Here is a 16,065-nt window from a genome sequence, read left to right as displayed (position 1 = left end):
ATGTTAGAATGGTTGTTCTCAGCCGGAGAGTCGAATCTCTGGCTGTTTTTAGGAATTATGATTCTTGGACTCGGGACGGAATTAATCCCGGCTGAAGTCGGATTGCCGGTACTCGGTCTTTATGTATCAAACGGAACGATTAGTTGGACGGCAGCCGTCTTGATCGGTTTTCTCGGCAGTCTGATGGGTGCGACATTATTTTATTTTCTCGGTCGTTACGCCGGACGTCCGATTTTGGTTCGTTACGGAAAATGGCTAATGATTAAGGAACGGGAAATCGTTCAAGGTGAACGAATCGTATCGAAATATGGTTCCTGGTCAGCCTTGTTTGGCCGCTTCTTCCCGGTCGTTCGTTCTGTTGTTTCCATTCCGTGTGGTTTGTTTAATTTGTCTTTCAAACGATATGTATTGGCCTCAAGCATCGGTTTGTTCCCGGTATCTTTCTTTTACGTGTGGTTAGGAGAAAAGTTTGGGGTAGAACGGGCAGAGTCGATGTTGAAAGGACTCGAGCAGGAGTTATGGTGGATTCTTGGTATTATCGTCGTCGGAATCATCGGATACATTGTGTATCGCCGTGTTAAATCAAAGCGTTAAAAGAGCTGACAAAAAAGAGCTGACAGCGACGTCAGCTCTTTTTTGTCAGCTCTTTTTGCGGGAATAAAAAACGTTTGAGTGTTTTAATCCGGTGTTTTGGTGTTAATAGAAGCAATTGATCCCGGCCTTCAAAAATTGTATCGCCGCGTGGTGTCACGATTTGATCGTTACGGATGATGGCCGTAATTAAAAATTCCTGCGGCAGATCGATGTCCGAGATGGCTTTCCCGACAAACGGATGAGAGTTCGGTATCGTCAATTCGATGATTTCAGCATTCGGTTTACCAATCGACATGAACTCAATGACCGTTTGAATCGTGGATGAACCGGTTTCGTTTAAATGAAGCCGGTCCGCCAAGAAGGTCAACATACTCCCTTGGATTAACGTTGATAACAAAACAGTGAAAAAGACGATGTTGAAGATCATGCCGGCATTATCGATTCCAGCAACGAGCGGATAAGTTGCGAGAATGATTGGAACAGCTCCTTTTAAACCGGCAAACGAGACAAATACTTTTTCCTGCCAGGAATAGTTAAAGGGAAGCAAACTGAGCCAGACGGAAACCGGACGGGCGATAAAGATTAAAATCAAAGCGAGGGCAATCGATGATAAGATCACCTGTGGATCAAGCAACTGTTTCGGAAATACGAGTAACCCGAGAACGATGAACATTCCGATTTGCGCCAAGTGCGCCATGCTCATTGTGAAACGGACGAGCGTCTGACGATAGACCAACTCATGGTTGCTGATATAAATCGCTGTCACGTAAACAGCGAGGAAACCGCTGGCGTGAATCGTGTCGGCAATACCGAACGAAAGAAAGGCAAATGACATCAAGAGAATCGGATAGAAGCTCGAGGAACTGAGATCGATCCGGTTAAGTAGCGTCGAAGCAATCCAACCGATGAACAGACCGAGCAGTAGACCAATTACCATTTCCCAGACTAACGACGTTAAGCCGGAAACGAGTGAGGCCTCTTTAGGGTTCGTCACGAATTCCAGGAAGAAGACCGTCAAAAAAACAGCCATCGGATCATTTGTCCCGGATTCGAGTTCTAATGTTGAACCGACCTTTCGCCGGACGGATTGTCCGCTGAGAACTGAAAAAATCGCGGCAGCGTCCGTCGACCCGACGATGGCTCCTAATAAGAAGGCATTGGCCCAACTGAACCCGAGAATGTAGTGGGACGCGACGGCAACGATTGTCGTCGCGATGAAGACACCAAACGTGGCAAGAGACAGAGAAGGCGAGAGTTCCGTCTTCACTTCTTTCCAAGCCGTTTGAAGACCACCCTCAAATAAGATGATGATCAGCGCGACCGTACCGAGCAACTGTGCCAGTTCGGCATCATCGAACCGAATGAAACCGGTGATGTCACTGCCGGCAATCATACCAAGGGCGATGAAAATCAAGAGCGCAGGAATATTCAGGCGACTGGATAATTTCGTCGTCCAGACTGCGGTGAATAACAATAAACCAATCAATAAAATCGTGAACTGTAGGGACATTGCATCAAACTCCTTCGTGAAGTAGTATCTACTTTTATCATACACTAATCCCGACTTTTTTTGTCGGATAACGATTGTTCAATATTTTCCACCGCACCGGACAAAATTATCCGTTTTTATTGCAAGCGTTTTCATTTATTGTAAAAGTGTAGCACGATTATCAACTCGAAAATCAGGGAGGTATCCGAATGCGTAAACGTAAATGGGCAGCACTACCAGTTATGACGACCGCAATGGTCGTAGCACTTGCAGCATGTGGTGGCGGTGGAACACTCAATAGTGATGACTCAAAGGACAGTGGCTCTTCTAAGGACGGGAAGACCCTCAACGTATTCCAATTTAAAGCTGAAATCGCAAAAGACATGGAAAAGATGGCAAAGGCCTATGAAAAAGAAACAGGCGTAAAAGTTGTCGTTCAAACGGTTGGTGGCGGATCGGATTATGGTGCAGCCTTGAAATCGCAGTTTGCTTCAGGAAATGAACCGGATGTCTTTAATAACGGTGGATTTACAGAAGCGAAAACATGGCAAGACAAATTGGAAGATCTTTCGGATGAAAAATGGGTCAGTGATTTGACAGACCTATCAAAAGAACCGATGACAATTGACGGAAAACTGTATGGTATGCCGATGAACTTGGAAGGTTACGGTTTCATTTACAACAAAGAAATCTTCAAGAAAGCCGGTATTACAGAGTTGCCAAAAACTTTAACGGAATTAACAGAGGCGTCCAAGAAACTGAAAGCGGACGGGGTTACACCATTCTCGATCGGATACGGAGAGTGGTGGATTCTTGGAAATCATTTGATGAATATCCCGATGGCCCAACAGGATGATCCGGATCAGTTCATTGCCGATTTGAACTCTGGTAAAGGAAAGTTCGAAGACAATAAACAATTTAAAGAGTTCATGAACTTGTTTGATTTGACGATCGAATACGGAAACAAAAATCCGTTGACGACGGATTATAATACACAAGTTTCTCAGTTTGCTGAAGGGAAAACAGCAATGATCCAACAAGGAAACTGGGCACAACAATTGATCACGGATGTTAATCCTGACATCGAGATGGGCTTCATCCCGATGCCGATCAATGATGATAAAGAAAAAATGGACCGCCTTCCGGTCGGTGTTCCGAATAACTGGGTCGTCAACAAAAATTCGAAAAATAAAGAGGAAGGTAAAAAGTTCCTCGAGTGGATGGCGACATCTGACACAGGAAAAGATTACATGGTCAACAAGTTCAAGTTCATTCCGGCTTTCAAATCAATCGAAGCAGCCGATCTTGGACCACTTGCTGACGATATCATCAAGTACTCTAAAGAAGATAAAACTATCTCATGGAACTGGTTCAAATATCCGGACGGCGCCGTCAACGAATTTGGTGCCATCATGCAGGCATACGTAGGGAAACAAAAAACATCAGAAGAGATGTTACAAGACTTTACGAAGACCTGGGAAAAAATGAAGAAATAATGAAAAAACGTGTTGTTTCCAAGAAAAATTGGAAACAACACGTTTTTTTATTAATGAAGGAAAAACAATTGGATAAAGAAAAGAACAGCGAACAGATAAATCAAGAAGTGAACGCGTTGCTTTTGGACAGCTTTCATAATCGGATAGATGATGAATCCGAAGGCGATCCCTGTTGCGATACTGCCGGATAGCGGCATGATGATGATCACCATGAACGCGGTAAAGGCTTCGCTGAAATCTTCCCACTGAATCTGTTTGATGTTTTGTAACATCAGAGCACCAACAAGGAGTAGTGCTGGAGCCGTAATGGCCGGAACGCTCGAAATCGATTGAACGATTGGGCCGAAAACTGCTGACAGCGCAAACAAGATTCCGACTGTGACGGATGTCAACCCGGTTCGTCCGCCGGCTGCGACACCGGAAGCCGATTCGACATAGGCCGTGGTTGGGCTTGTTCCAAACATAGCTCCGGCAATCATTGCCGTTGAATCGGATAACAAGGCACGTTCACTGTTTTTCAGGGAACCATCCTCTTCAATCAGTCCAGCCTGTTCCCCAACTGCGACCATCGTTCCGGTCGTATCAAACATCGTGACGAGCACAAACGAAAGCACACCACTGAACAGTCCGTATTGAATGACGTCTTGAACGGCAGTGAGCGGATTCGCGACAAGAATGCCTTCCGGTAAAGTCGGCAAAGCAATCAAGGTTTTCGAGAACGTTAACTCACCGGTCAAAAAAGCGAGCAGTCCGGATAAAATCATCGCGTATAAAAGCCCACCCGGAACACGTTTCACCGTCAGAATGGCGGCTACGAGCAATCCGACCAGCGTAATCAGAGCTTCCGGTGACGTTAAGGAGCCGATTGTAATCAAGGTTGCAGGGTCTGCGACCAGGATTCCGGACATTTTTAAACCGAGGGAAGCAATGAACAAACCGATTCCTCCAGTGATGGCCAATTTGAGTGTGGTCGGAATGACTTCAATCAATTTAGTACGCAAAGGGGACAGGGATAACAAAAGAAAAATAATGCCGGCAACGAAGACGACCGATAAAGCTGTTTGATAAGGTATTTTTTCACCAATGACCAAGGTATACGTAAAATAAGCATTTAATCCCATTCCCGGTGCTACGGCAATCGGTAAGTTAGCATAGAAGCCCATTAATAACGTTCCGATCAGCGTAGCGATGATCGTCGCCGAGAACGCTTGATCTTGTGGAATCCCTGCTTCCGATAAAATAGTCGGGTTGACGAATAGAATATAGGCCATCGTGATGAACGTGATAAAACCAGCTTGAATTTCACGTTTGACCGTTGTATCGTGTGCGGATAGTTTAAACATGAACCAAAGACCACCTTAATCTTAAAAGTTTGTTAAAAACGAACATTAACGATGTTATATCAATATTCATTCGGAATCAAGTGTTGTTTTTTTAGAAATCCAATTTGAAGGGAATCGTGATAGCAACAAACAAATAAAAGACATACATGTAAGCGGATACAGCTATGCTATACTACTTATTAGAAGAAAAAGGATGGAGGAGACGGCGATGAAGAGCATCCGAACACGTTTGATCCGACTTGTCGTCTTAGCGATTCTGATTCCGACGACGCTTGCTACATCAGCTTCTTATCTCTATGTACGGAATCAAAATGTGGAGCAGGCGGAACGTTCAAGCTTGAGCGCCTTGAAAAGAGGAAGCAACCAAATCAGTCATTATATGGAAGATGTAAGACGATTACCGACAAGTTTGTATGCGAATCGCTCCTTGCTCAATATTATGAATGTCGGGGCAGATGCTGAGCTCAGTGAATCGGAAGGTGTGATTTCACGGGCGCTTCTCGGACTCTTTTTATCCAGACAAGATATTGAGCAGCTTCACTTCGTCATCTTAAAAGGAAACTCGGAGTACTCGGTTTATAACATGAAGACATCCAGCCGGGGGAAATTTGATTGGTTGCAGGAGACCGACTACTTTCGTTTGATGAAACAAAAAAACGGCTGGTTGATTGATCCGGCGCATCAGATTACTGCCTATAATACACATACGATGATTTTGGATGACAAACAGATTGTCAGCTTCCGTTACCGGATCAATCGTGTAGAAACAGATGAACCGCTTGGATTTCTTTCTGTCGACATTCCGACAAGTGTCTTTGAGCAGCAATTAAAGCTGTTTGAAAACTTCCCCGGTGAATCGCTGTGGCTGTTGAATGGAAATCAATTGATTGCCAAAACGGGAAAAGAGCTTCCGGTCACGAATGACCGATTTACAGGCAAAAGTGGCAGCATGCGGGTCGGGGACTCCTTCATCGTGTATGCCAAAACGATAACACAAGGTGTTCCTATCACACTTGTTAAGACGACGCCGTACGCCTCTGTCGTCAAAGGGGCTAATGAAACAGCCCTGATTTTAATTTTGATCGGGATTGGCTCGTTAGTCTTGATGATTATTGCAGCAAGTCTCGTGGCGCTTGAAATCACAAAACCGATTAAACAGCTGACGGCAAACGTATGGCGTGTCGAACAAGGCGATTTATCAGCGCAATTCATTGCGACGACCAATGATGAGATTGGGTTGCTGAATCGGCAGTTCCAGCGGATGATTCAACGAATCGACCGGCTGATCAAACGGGAATACCGTTTGGCGCTTGAAAATCGGACAAATGAATTGCGGGCCTTACAATCCCAGTTGAACCCGCATTTTTTGTTTAATGCCTTACAATCCATCGGGACGACGACGTTACAGGGCGACCGGAAAATCGCGTATCGTTCGATTACGGGTCTTTCACAGATGATGCGTTATTCCATGAACAATGAACAGACGATTGTAACGTTGAAGCAGGAAGTGGATCATCTCCAATCCTACATGCGTCTTCAACAGCAACGTTTTCCCGATCGTTTCCGCTATATCGTCGATGTGCCGTGGCACATGAATTCGATTGAAGTCCCGAAGATGATTTTACAACCCTTTGCTGAAAATTATTTTAAGCATGCGTTTAATCAACAGGTAGATGCAACCGAAAACTATCTCGCCTATAAAGTCAGAAGTGACGGGGATCAACTGATCATCCAAGTTGAAAATAGCGGGGCAGTCATGGAATCGACGGAACTGAAAAGTATTGATCAAACGATGCGGATGCACCGCCGGCCGGAAGACCGTCAAACATCCGGTATCGGTTTACACAATATCTACGAACGTCTATTAATCTTTTATGGAGAGGAAGCCAGTATGATCCTGCAGTCTCCAACTGAAGGTGGTTTTAGAATCGTCATTCGAATTCCCGTTGAACAGGAGGAACTATGATGAATGTATTGATCGTAGACGATGAAAAACATGTGCGTGATGCCGTTAAATTGCTCGGAGAGTGGGATACATGGCAGGTGGACAACATCTTTGAAGCGGATGACGGCCTCGCCGCCAAACGTTTTTTGGAACAGGAAAAAATCGATTTAATGTTAACAGATGTCGAAATGCCGGGACTCGACGGATTAAGTTTACTTGAATGGACAAAAAATCATCATCCAAAGGTCGTCACGATTGTATTGACAGGGTATGATGATTATACGTATATGCGTCGTGCGATTTTGCATCAATCGTTTGATTACTTACTCAAACCAATCGATCCTGATATTTTAAACGATGCTGTCGCCCGTGCGATGGAGTTGATAGGTCCTGTTCCGGAACAAGGAGAAGCGATTGATCAGATTGCGAAGTACATTGCGACACATTATGCGGAAGAACTAACGCTTCAACTCATGAGTGAACGCTTTTACTTAAGCCGGGAATACATTTCAAGACGATTCAAACAACGTTTTTCGGTCAATCTATCGGATTATATTCAAACGATCCGTTTAAATCGGGCGAAGGAATTGTTGGGTGAGACGGATGCTCGAATCTACGAGATCGCGCTTGAAGTCGGATACCATGATGATAAATATTTTCGGAAAGTCTTTAAAAAGCAGTTTGGAATGACTCCAAATGAGTTCCGGGAGTTGTTGTCGGTTTAGTCACTATTTAGAGGAGGAATCGTACATGAGCGTACACATTAACGCAACAGAAGGTCAGATTGCAGAAACCGTATTACTTCCAGGAGATCCACTTCGTGCAAAATACATTGCCGATACATTTTTAGAGGACGTCGTTTTGTATAACGAAGTTCGCGGAATGTATGGTTTTACAGGAACGTATAAAGGTAAAAAAGTTTCTGTTCAAGGAACAGGGATGGGTGTCCCGTCGATGTCGATTTATGCAAACGAATTAATCCAATCATACGGAGCTAAAAACCTGATTCGAGTCGGTACTGCCGGCGGGATCACGCCGGACGTCAAAGTCCGCGACGTCGTCATCGCGATGAGTGCGTCACACGATATGGCACAAAACCGGGTTCGGTTCAACGGGCTGGATTATGCACCGACAGCATCGTTTGACTTATTGCACAAAGCTTATATGACAGCGAAAGAGCACGGCATCGATGCGAAAGTGGGTCAAATTTTTACGACGGATCAATTTTATCAAGATGATTTCCACCACTTCAAAAAATGGGCGGACTTCGGTTGCCTCGCAATCGAGATGGAAGCGGCAGGTCTCTACACACTCGCTGCAAAACATAAAGTCAACGCCTTGACGATCTTAACGATTTCCGATCACTTGTTGACGGGTGAAGAGACGACATCGGAAGAACGTCAAACGACGTTTAACGACATGATGAAAGTCGCACTTGAAACAGCAATCCAACTGTAAACGAAAGGCGGAGAAAAGACTCTCCGCTTTTTTTATTTGCTCTGACAGCTATGGTAGAATGAGAAGGTAGAAATGAATGAGCTCAAAGGGGGATTTACGGATGGGATTGACGACAACGGGATTAGATGTAGCACGCCAGGTCGAAGTACAACGGGGTTTCTTTAAGACAGGTGCCACACGAAGCATTGCTTTTCGTTTAAGTATGTTGACGTTCTTGAAACAAGCAATTGAAACGCATGAAGCAGCCATTTACGATGCCTTGAAAGTCGACTTGAATAAAGGGCGTCAAGACGCTTTTACGACAGAAATCGGTTTTGTTTACGGCGAAATCAATCGGATGGAAAAACAATTGCGCCGTCTTGCGAAGCCGCGCCGTGTGGGGACACCATTGTTGCATTTCGGATCAAAAAGCGAAATCCGTTTTGAACCGTATGGAAACGTGCTGGTCATTGCACCTTGGAATTATCCTTTCCAACTTGCCCTTGCCCCTGTCGTAGGCGCGATTGCAGCGGGGAATACCGTCGTTTTGAAACCTTCGGAATTGACGCCAAACGTCTCGCGTGTCTTACGGGAAGTCTTTGAGACAGCGTTTCATGAGCGTTTTGGTGTCGTGATCGAAGGCGACGCGGAAGTGAGTGCAGCAGTGCTTGAAGAAAAGTTTGATTATATTTTCTTTACCGGCTCGACCCGTGTCGGTAAAATCGTGCATCAAGCAGCAGCCAAACATTTGACACCTGTCACACTTGAATTGGGTGGCAAGTCTCCGACGATTATCCACAAAGATGCAGATTTAAGACTCGCGGCAAAACGGATTGCCTGGGGAAAATGGTTAAATGCCGGCCAAACGTGTATCGCTCCGGATTATGTTTTCGTTCACCGGGACGTCCAGGAAACATTTCTTCGTTTGATTGAAGAAGAGGCGTTCTCCCAGTATGGAAACGGAGTGGGCGTGGGATCTTATGTCAAAATCGTTTCGGACGGTCACTTGGAACGATTGACAGGATATCTCGAACAAGGAGACATCGAATTCGGCGGACAAGTCGATCCGGAAACAAGAAAAATGGCTCCGACCGTCATGACGAACGTTCCACATGATTCAAAATTGATGCAAGAAGAAATCTTTGGTCCGATTTTACCGGTTCTTGTATATGATGAAATTGAAGATGTCATCACCTTTGTCACAGACCGTGATAAACCGCTTGCCCTTTATTTATTTACAGAAAACGAATTCGTGAAGGAACGTGTCTTGAACCGAATTTCCTTTGGCGGAGGCTGCGTGAACGATACACTCATGCATGTCGCACAGCATAATTTACCGTTTGGTGGTGTCGGTGCCAGTGGAATCGGTGGTTATCACGGCAAGTACAGTTTCGAAACGTTCAGCCATCAAAAGGGTCTGGTGCACAATACAACGAAGTTTGATTTGCCATTCCGTTATATGCGTTCAAATACTGATTCCAAATGGATGCGCTTTTTGTTATGATGGTTGAGGTTTGATTTATATGAAATTCTATAAAAAGTAAATTTTTTGTTAAATTAAGGGGTATAAGTTTTGAAACGTCAATTACGTCAGTGGATCAAGAAAACTAAACTGGTCGAAACGGGATTGCATCTCGTGATGCGAGGGTTTGCGTGTTTGCCGGTTCATCCAAATCGTTTTCTGTTTGAAAGCTTTTTAGGGAAACAATACAGTGACAATCCACGTGCGATCTACGAAGCGCTGAAAAAAGACCATCCGGAATGTGAGTTGATCTTTAGTAAAGATCGACACCGTGCCTTTGATGATCCGACCATACGGACCGTTAATCGGATGACGATTCGTTGGATTTATCTGCTCGCCACGTCACGGGTCTGGATTTCGAACAGCAGGCTTCCTTCCTGGTTGTTCAAACGCAAAGGGACCATCTACTTACAAACGTGGCACGGGACGCCGCTCAAAAAACTGGCGCTCGACATGGATGAGGTACAGATGGCCGATACGACGACCGAACGCTACAAGCGTGACTTTGCACGTGAAGCATCCAAATGGGATCTGTTGATTTCACCGAATGCTTATTCCAGTCTGATTTTTCGACGGGCATTTGATTTTTCCGGTGAATTGCTTGAAATCGGCTATCCGCGTAATGATGTGTTTTACAAGACGGAACGGCATCCGGAAATTCGCGAACGGGTCTATTCCCGTTACAACATAGACACGACTAAGAAAATCATTTTGTATGCGCCGACATGGCGAGACAATGAGTATGCGGCGAAAGGATCTTATTCCTTTCAGTTGCCGTTTTCGCTGGAACAGTTTGAGAAACGATTTGGTGCTGAATATACGTTATTGATCCGGATGCATTATTTGGTAGCGGATCAAGTCGATACGGCGGATTATCCCTCTGTCCGTAATGCTTCGGATTATCCGGATATTTCAGAACTGTACATCGCGGCAGATGCTATGGTCACGGATTATTCATCCGTCATGTTTGACTATGCCCATTTGAAACGACCGATGATTTTTTACACGTATGATTTAGAACATTACCGGGACCAACTGCGCGGATTTTATTTTGACTTTGAGCAGGAAGCACCGGGTCCGCTCGTTTTACAACAAGCACGGCTATTTGAAGAGATTGACCGATTGCACGAATGGAGCGATCGATATGGTCCGGCGTTTGCCGCATTTGAAAAGAAATTTTGTCAGTGGGATGACGGAACCGCATCTGTACAAGCCTATCAACGTCTGTTAAAATCTGTCAGCAATCAGCATAAAGGAGAATCATCATGAAAAAAGTCATCACGTACGGCACATTTGATTTACTGCACTGGGGACATATCAACATCCTCAAACGGGCAAAGGAAATGGGCGATTATTTAGTCGTCGCGATTTCGACGGACGAGTTCAATCGCTTGAAACACAAAGAATCGTATCACAGCTTCGAAAACCGCAAATTGATTTTGGAATCGATTCGCTATGTTGACGAAGTCATTGCCGAAAATAACTGGGATCAGAAAATCACGGATGTACAAGAGCACCAAATCGATACATTCGTCATGGGTGACGACTGGGCCGGCGAATTCGATTTCTTGAAAGAATATTGTGAAGTCGTTTACCTTAGCCGGACGGAAGGCATTTCGACAAGCCAGATCAAAACGGAGTTAGGAAAAGGTTGATGAAAAAAGACCACACCTTGGGTGCGGTCTTTCTTCATGGAAAGGAGGGAGTAACGTGAGAGAGAGTATCGTGCAAATCTACTTGTTGCTTTTTCGGATCTTTTATCGAATCTTCTGCCTGTTGCCTGTGAGACCGGTGACGCTCTTTTGGGTCACTTACGGTGATAATGTGAAACCGATTAATGATGCGCTCCTGACGGAATTCCCGGAAGAAAAACGGTATCTGGTGTATGATAAAAAATTTGTGAAAGATCCGGAAGCCTGGTCGGTGGAATATGCATTGCCCTATCGCAGACTTCGTTTTATTCGGCTGGCGTACCTTCTTGCAACATCGAAGCATCATTTCATCGATAACTATATCGGCGAATACAGTGTCGCCCCGATTCGTCAGGGAACAAAACGGATCCAGTTATGGCATGCTGCAGGGACGCTAAAGAAATTCGGTTTGACGTCATCAAAGAGTTTGATGGTACCGAAGCATGTCCTGCGACGTTTCAAACGGGTATACCAGCGTTATGGTGATTTCATCGTACCGGGAGAAACTTGCGCGAAACAATTCATGGAACCACATGATCTTCCACGGACAGTCTTCAAAACATTTGGCGTGCCCCGGACAGATTATTGGTTTAACGAACAACATCAACATACCAAAAAAAAACTTCAGGATGCTTACGTCAAAGAGGAACGTCGTATTCTACTGTATGCGCCGACCTACCGCGAATACAATGGAATGGAAGGACAGACTGTCCGCCAACTCGAACAATTGACCGATCAGGGATGGACAATTCTTGTCAAATTACATCCAACGGTCCGTTCGATGTTCACACATCAAAAAAAACATGTGCACTTCGTTACGGACGAATATTCAATCAATGATTACTTACTCATCACCGATGTATTGATCACCGATTATTCCTCGATTCCTTTTGAAAGTTGTCTGCTCGATGTTCCAACCATTCTTTATACCCCAGATATCGACACCTACCGGCAAATTCCGGGTATCGTCGATTCTTATCCGGACCCGCTACCGGTTACTTACACGAATCAATTTGATGTTATATTGAACTGGATTACTTCGGATGCAGCGCTAGAAGAAAGCCGGACAGCGATGGAAAAATTCAAAACAGTCTGGTATACGGAACAACCGGGACAAGCGACGCGTCGGATTGTCGATCATTACTACCGGGAAGTACGTTGAAGTAAAAAAATGATCTACGTTTTTAAACGAAACTAGAATCATTTTTTTAAAACATTTTGTGAAAACATGAACAATGTTTGACAATCTTTTGAAAAAACGTTTTTTTGACGTGTGATGTTCTATACTAGGAGCAGAAGGAATCAAGGAAAGGAGAATGCGAAATGCTTGCTTGCGGAACAACAGAAGCCAATACGTTTGTCTTATCAGCAGAGACACGAATGATACTGGAAGACTTCATGACAGAGGTGACGTTTAAAAAGGATTCAATCGTTTGTTGGGAAGGTGAGTTAAACGATAAGTTGTTTTATGTGAAGCAAGGCGGTGTCAAACTGTCTAAACTGACGAAAAAAGGCAGCCCTTTAATGATGTTTTTATACTTTAAGGGTGATTTGTTCGGTGAGTTTGATGTCGGCGAAGCATTTCCAAGTTCTTATAGCGTTGAAACGATGGAAGACAGTATCCTTGGTGTCATTTCGAAAACGAAGCTTGAGGAATTGATGAAGCAGGACGGTGTATTTGCCTTAGAAATCATGCGTTGGCAAGCCTTGATGCGAAAGCAGTCCGAAACGAAACTGCGTGACCTGTTATTGTTTGGGAAACAAGGTGCACTGGCCTCGACCTTACTCCGGTTGATTGCCATGCATGGAAAACAGGTTGGGGAAGACTATGTCATTTCCAAACGACCATCCGACAGCGAACTCGGTCAGTTGATCGGGGCGCCGCGCGAAACGGTCAATCGCATGTTTTCCCAGTGGAAAAAAGACAAGGTCATTTCATCGACGACGACTAAAATCATCGTCCATGATGCTAACTATTTGAGAGATTTATGCCATTGTGAAGGATGTCCGGTAGGCGTATGCCGGATTTAAAAATAAAACGAATCCTCTTGTCCTTGAGACAAGGGGATTTTTTTGAGAGCTTCTTCCTAAAATGTGAACTTTATGTGTGTTTTTAGAAGGGAAAGCGCGAAATCGTCACAAATGGTGTGACATTTATCACGGTCTCAAGCGGTACGTCTTTTCTAGAATGAAGACAGGACATCAAGTTGAAATGAGAAGGGAGACAGGCATCATGAGCAGTAAACCAGAACCGAATTTATCAGGCACAATCGTCGCCGTTTTTATTGTTGCTTCCGTCATCATCGGGATGTGGGGATCGATTTTTCTATTATTTAGTTCCAGATAAGGAGGAAAGGCAATGCACATTCATCGTTTGGAGAAAATTTGGTTAGTATTTGGTTGTGTGATGTTAGCCGTTTTTTTAGTCATCATTGGTATTTCTGCTTTTGCATCCGGCAATCAACCGCCGTCTGACGCTACATTAATTGATCCGACACAAGTGGATCAGACCAAACCATTTGATAAACCGGGGTTGAAAAAAATTGACGATAACCGCTATGAAGCAGTCATGGTGTCGCAAGCGTTTCAGTTCACGCCACAAGATATGGTAATTAAAAAAGGGGCAACGGTAGACTTTCTCGTGACGTCAAAAGATGTCGTTCACGGTTTTGAAATCGTAAAGACAAATGTCAACATGATGGTCGTACCCGGTCATATCAATTCAATCGAATATACCTTTAAAAAAGCCGGAGAGTACTTGATTGTCTGTAATGAGTATTGCGGAAGCGGTCACCATATGATGTCGACAAAAATTAAGGTGGTGGAGTAAATGAATGCCATTTCGAGAAAATTAAAAGAGTTTGAGATGGAGCGGGGAATGCCGGCGACGGCAATTGGTTTAAAAGAAGCGAAACTGGCCTTTGCCCATGTCAGCTTTTCGCTCGTCGCCTTGTTGATTGGCGGGTTATGCGGCTTACTCCAAACACTCGTCCGGACCGGTGTGATTCCGGAAATTGCAGGCGTCGGCTATTATGAATTATTGACTGCCCACGGGTTGATGCTGGCGATTGTATTTACAACCTTATTTATTTTTGGCTTACTATTTTCTTTTTTAGGACAATCGTTTGGCCGTTTCGAAGAATTTCCAAGACGGCTCGGTTGGGTCGGATTTTGGTTTATGATGCTTGGTGTCGTCCTCGTCACATGGATGGTCCTCGCAGGGGAAGCTTCTGTTTTATATACCTTTTATGCACCATTGAAGGCTCACCCGGTGTTTTATATCGGACTTGTCATCTTTGTTGTCGGGACGTGGATTTCTTCCGGTGCGATGTTCCGGATGTACGCGGACTATAAACGGGAGCATAAAGGTGTTCATCCACCGCTTCAGGCATACATGAGTATCATGACGGTATTGTTATGGGTCGTCGCGACACTCGGAGTCGCTGCTACGATTTTGTTTCAACTCTTACCGTTGTCACTCGGTTGGACGGATAAAGTCGGAATTGAGTTGTCACGGACGCTCTTTTGGTACTTTGGTCATCCGCTTGTATATTTTTGGCTGTTGCCGGCATATATCGTCTGGTACACCGTGATTCCGAAAATCGTCGGCGGAAAGATTTTTTCAGATGCATTGGCCCGGATGTCCTTTTTATTATTTTTACTGTTTTCCTTCCCGGTCGGATTCCATCATCAATTGCTGGAACCGGGTATCTCAGCATTTTGGAAATACATTCAGGTCGTCCTCACGTTTTTGGTCATTATCCCGTCACTCATGACAGCCTTCTCGATGTTTGCGACTTTTGAACTGGCAGGGCGGCGTCAAGGTGCAACTGGACTGTTCGGCTGGATCAAGAAGATGCCGTATCGAGATGTCCGCTTTTTAGCACCGTTTGTCGGAATGTTATTTTTCATCCCGGCGGGAGCAGGTGGAGTCATCAATGCGTCGCATCAATTAAACATCGTCGTCCACAACACACTGTGGGTGACCGGTCATTTTCATATCACGGTCGGAGCTGCCGTTGCCTTAACGTTTTTTGGAACGGCCTATTGGTTGGTACCCTTGCTCAGAGGACGGACGATGACGAAACAACTCAACCGAATCGGACTGATCCAAACAGTGTTATGGACGGTCGGTATGCTGTTCATGTCGACAGCGATGCATATTTCAGGGTTACTCGGTAACCCGAGACGAACTGGTCCGGCAGCTTACTTCAAAGATTCGCTTGTTGCCGACTGGATTCCATATCATGTTGCGATGGCAATTGGCGGAACGATTTTATTCCTTTCCATTTTGTTGTTCTTATTTGCGATGTTCCAACTCGCCTTCCGGGCACCGAAAGGCCTGGAAGAGTTCCCGGTTGCTGAGACAGAAGAAGCAGCGATGCAGACACCACTGTTCTTCGAGAATTGGAAGCTTTGGATTTTCGTGACGTTTGCGTTAATTGCATTTGCCTACACGGTTCCAATTTGGCATATGATTGAGAATGCGCCGCCTGGAGCACCAGGCTGGAAATTGTGGTGACAGAACGAAAACAAATAAATGACCGG

Annotated in this window: 14 protein-coding genes; 12 read left to right on the top strand and 2 right to left on the bottom strand. The window is 44.8% G+C overall.

Annotated features, from left to right (window positions below; all coding sequences use genetic code 11):
* On the top strand, positions 1–594 hold the full coding sequence (locus DVG79_RS11535) for a DedA family protein (protein ID WP_114596853.1): 594 nt from the start codon (positions 1–3) through the stop codon (positions 592–594).
* Positions 595–625: 31 nt separating this feature from the next.
* Here the strand turns inward: DVG79_RS11535 and DVG79_RS11530 are convergent, their stop codons facing one another.
* Positions 626–2,104, bottom strand: coding sequence for a potassium/proton antiporter (locus DVG79_RS11530; protein ID WP_114596852.1), 1,479 nt, complete (start codon positions 2,102–2,104; stop codon positions 626–628).
* Between the two features lie 188 nt (positions 2,105–2,292).
* Here DVG79_RS11530 and DVG79_RS11525 point away from each other — a divergent pair, with 188 nt between their 5' ends.
* A complete protein-coding gene (locus DVG79_RS11525; RefSeq protein WP_114596851.1) occupies positions 2,293–3,579 on the top strand; it encodes an ABC transporter substrate-binding protein in 1,287 nt (428 codons plus the stop codon).
* Between the two features lie 50 nt (positions 3,580–3,629).
* Here the strand turns inward: DVG79_RS11525 and DVG79_RS11520 are convergent, their stop codons facing one another.
* Positions 3,630–4,922, bottom strand: coding sequence for an NCS2 family permease (locus DVG79_RS11520; RefSeq protein ID WP_114596850.1), 1,293 nt, complete (start codon positions 4,920–4,922; stop codon positions 3,630–3,632).
* Between the two features lie 208 nt (positions 4,923–5,130).
* Here DVG79_RS11520 and DVG79_RS11515 point away from each other — a divergent pair, with 208 nt between their 5' ends.
* From DVG79_RS11515 to DVG79_RS11465, 10 genes are all read left to right on the top strand, one after another.
* Positions 5,131–6,888, top strand: a complete 1,758-nt coding sequence (locus DVG79_RS11515) for a sensor histidine kinase (RefSeq protein WP_114596849.1) — start codon at positions 5,131–5,133, stop codon at positions 6,886–6,888.
* A complete protein-coding gene (locus DVG79_RS11510) occupies positions 6,888–7,592 on the top strand; it encodes a response regulator transcription factor (RefSeq protein ID WP_233494593.1) in 705 nt (234 codons plus the stop codon). Before DVG79_RS11515 ends, DVG79_RS11510 begins: the two co-directional genes overlap by 1 nt.
* Positions 7,593–7,617: 25 nt before the next feature.
* Entirely contained in the window at positions 7,618–8,325 is a 708-nt protein-coding gene (deoD, locus tag DVG79_RS11505; protein WP_026829180.1) for a purine-nucleoside phosphorylase, read from the top strand.
* 100 nt (positions 8,326–8,425) lie between these two features.
* Complete coding sequence (locus DVG79_RS11500) at positions 8,426–9,808, top strand: aldehyde dehydrogenase (protein ID WP_114596847.1); 1,383 nt, start codon at positions 8,426–8,428, stop codon at positions 9,806–9,808.
* A 69-nt stretch (positions 9,809–9,877) separates the two neighbouring features.
* Entirely contained in the window at positions 9,878–11,095 is a 1,218-nt protein-coding gene (locus DVG79_RS11495; protein WP_114596846.1) for a CDP-glycerol glycerophosphotransferase family protein, read from the top strand.
* Positions 11,092–11,481: a glycerol-3-phosphate cytidylyltransferase gene (gene tagD, locus DVG79_RS11490; protein ID WP_012369498.1), complete on the top strand. Its 390-nt coding sequence runs from the start codon at positions 11,092–11,094 to the stop codon at positions 11,479–11,481. The genes DVG79_RS11495 and tagD overlap by 4 nt, the downstream gene beginning before the upstream one ends.
* Positions 11,482–11,536: 55 nt before the next feature.
* Positions 11,537–12,679 (top strand): CDP-glycerol glycerophosphotransferase family protein, encoded by a 1,143-nt coding sequence (locus DVG79_RS11485; protein WP_114596845.1) that lies wholly within the window; start codon positions 11,537–11,539, stop codon positions 12,677–12,679.
* A gap of 161 nt (positions 12,680–12,840) precedes the next feature.
* The gene (locus DVG79_RS11480; protein ID WP_114596844.1) at positions 12,841–13,548 is read left to right on the top strand and encodes a Crp/Fnr family transcriptional regulator; all 708 of its coding nucleotides are present in this window, start codon (positions 12,841–12,843) and stop codon (positions 13,546–13,548) included.
* A gap of 328 nt (positions 13,549–13,876) precedes the next feature.
* Positions 13,877–14,347 (top strand): cytochrome c oxidase subunit II, encoded by a 471-nt coding sequence (locus DVG79_RS11470; RefSeq protein ID WP_114596842.1) that lies wholly within the window; start codon positions 13,877–13,879, stop codon positions 14,345–14,347.
* Complete coding sequence (locus DVG79_RS11465) at positions 14,348–16,039, top strand: b(o/a)3-type cytochrome-c oxidase subunit 1 (RefSeq protein WP_114596841.1); 1,692 nt, start codon at positions 14,348–14,350, stop codon at positions 16,037–16,039.
* Positions 16,040–16,065 lie beyond the last annotated feature (26 nt).

It is taken from the genome of Exiguobacterium sp. RIT594 (genome assembly GCF_003339585.1).
GTDB lineage: Bacteria > Bacillota > Bacilli > Exiguobacteriales > Exiguobacteriaceae > Exiguobacterium_A.
Note: the sequence above shows the minus strand (reverse complement) of the source record. Positions and strands in the feature narration are given on the sequence as shown.

Excerpts from the sequence above, each read along its gene's own strand:
- DVG79_RS11535 (WP_114596853.1), top strand. The coding sequence starts at position 1 with ATGTTAGAATGGTTGTTCTCAGCCGGAGAGTCGAATCTCTGGCTGTTT.
- DVG79_RS11530 (WP_114596852.1), bottom strand. The coding sequence starts at position 2,104 with ATGTCCCTACAGTTCACGATTTTATTGATTGGTTTATTGTTATTCACC.
- DVG79_RS11525 (WP_114596851.1), top strand. The coding sequence starts at position 2,293 with ATGCGTAAACGTAAATGGGCAGCACTACCAGTTATGACGACCGCAATG.
- DVG79_RS11520 (WP_114596850.1), bottom strand. The coding sequence starts at position 4,922 with ATGTTTAAACTATCCGCACACGATACAACGGTCAAACGTGAAATTCAA.
- DVG79_RS11515 (WP_114596849.1), top strand. The coding sequence starts at position 5,131 with ATGAAGAGCATCCGAACACGTTTGATCCGACTTGTCGTCTTAGCGATT.
- DVG79_RS11510 (WP_233494593.1), top strand. The coding sequence starts at position 6,888 with ATGAATGTATTGATCGTAGACGATGAAAAACATGTGCGTGATGCCGTT.
- deoD (WP_026829180.1), top strand. The coding sequence starts at position 7,618 with ATGAGCGTACACATTAACGCAACAGAAGGTCAGATTGCAGAAACCGTA.
- DVG79_RS11500 (WP_114596847.1), top strand. The coding sequence starts at position 8,426 with ATGGGATTGACGACAACGGGATTAGATGTAGCACGCCAGGTCGAAGTA.
- tagD (WP_012369498.1), top strand. The coding sequence starts at position 11,092 with ATGAAAAAAGTCATCACGTACGGCACATTTGATTTACTGCACTGGGGA.
- DVG79_RS11480 (WP_114596844.1), top strand. The coding sequence starts at position 12,841 with ATGCTTGCTTGCGGAACAACAGAAGCCAATACGTTTGTCTTATCAGCA.
- DVG79_RS11470 (WP_114596842.1), top strand. The coding sequence starts at position 13,877 with ATGCACATTCATCGTTTGGAGAAAATTTGGTTAGTATTTGGTTGTGTG.
- DVG79_RS11465 (WP_114596841.1), top strand. The coding sequence starts at position 14,348 with ATGAATGCCATTTCGAGAAAATTAAAAGAGTTTGAGATGGAGCGGGGA.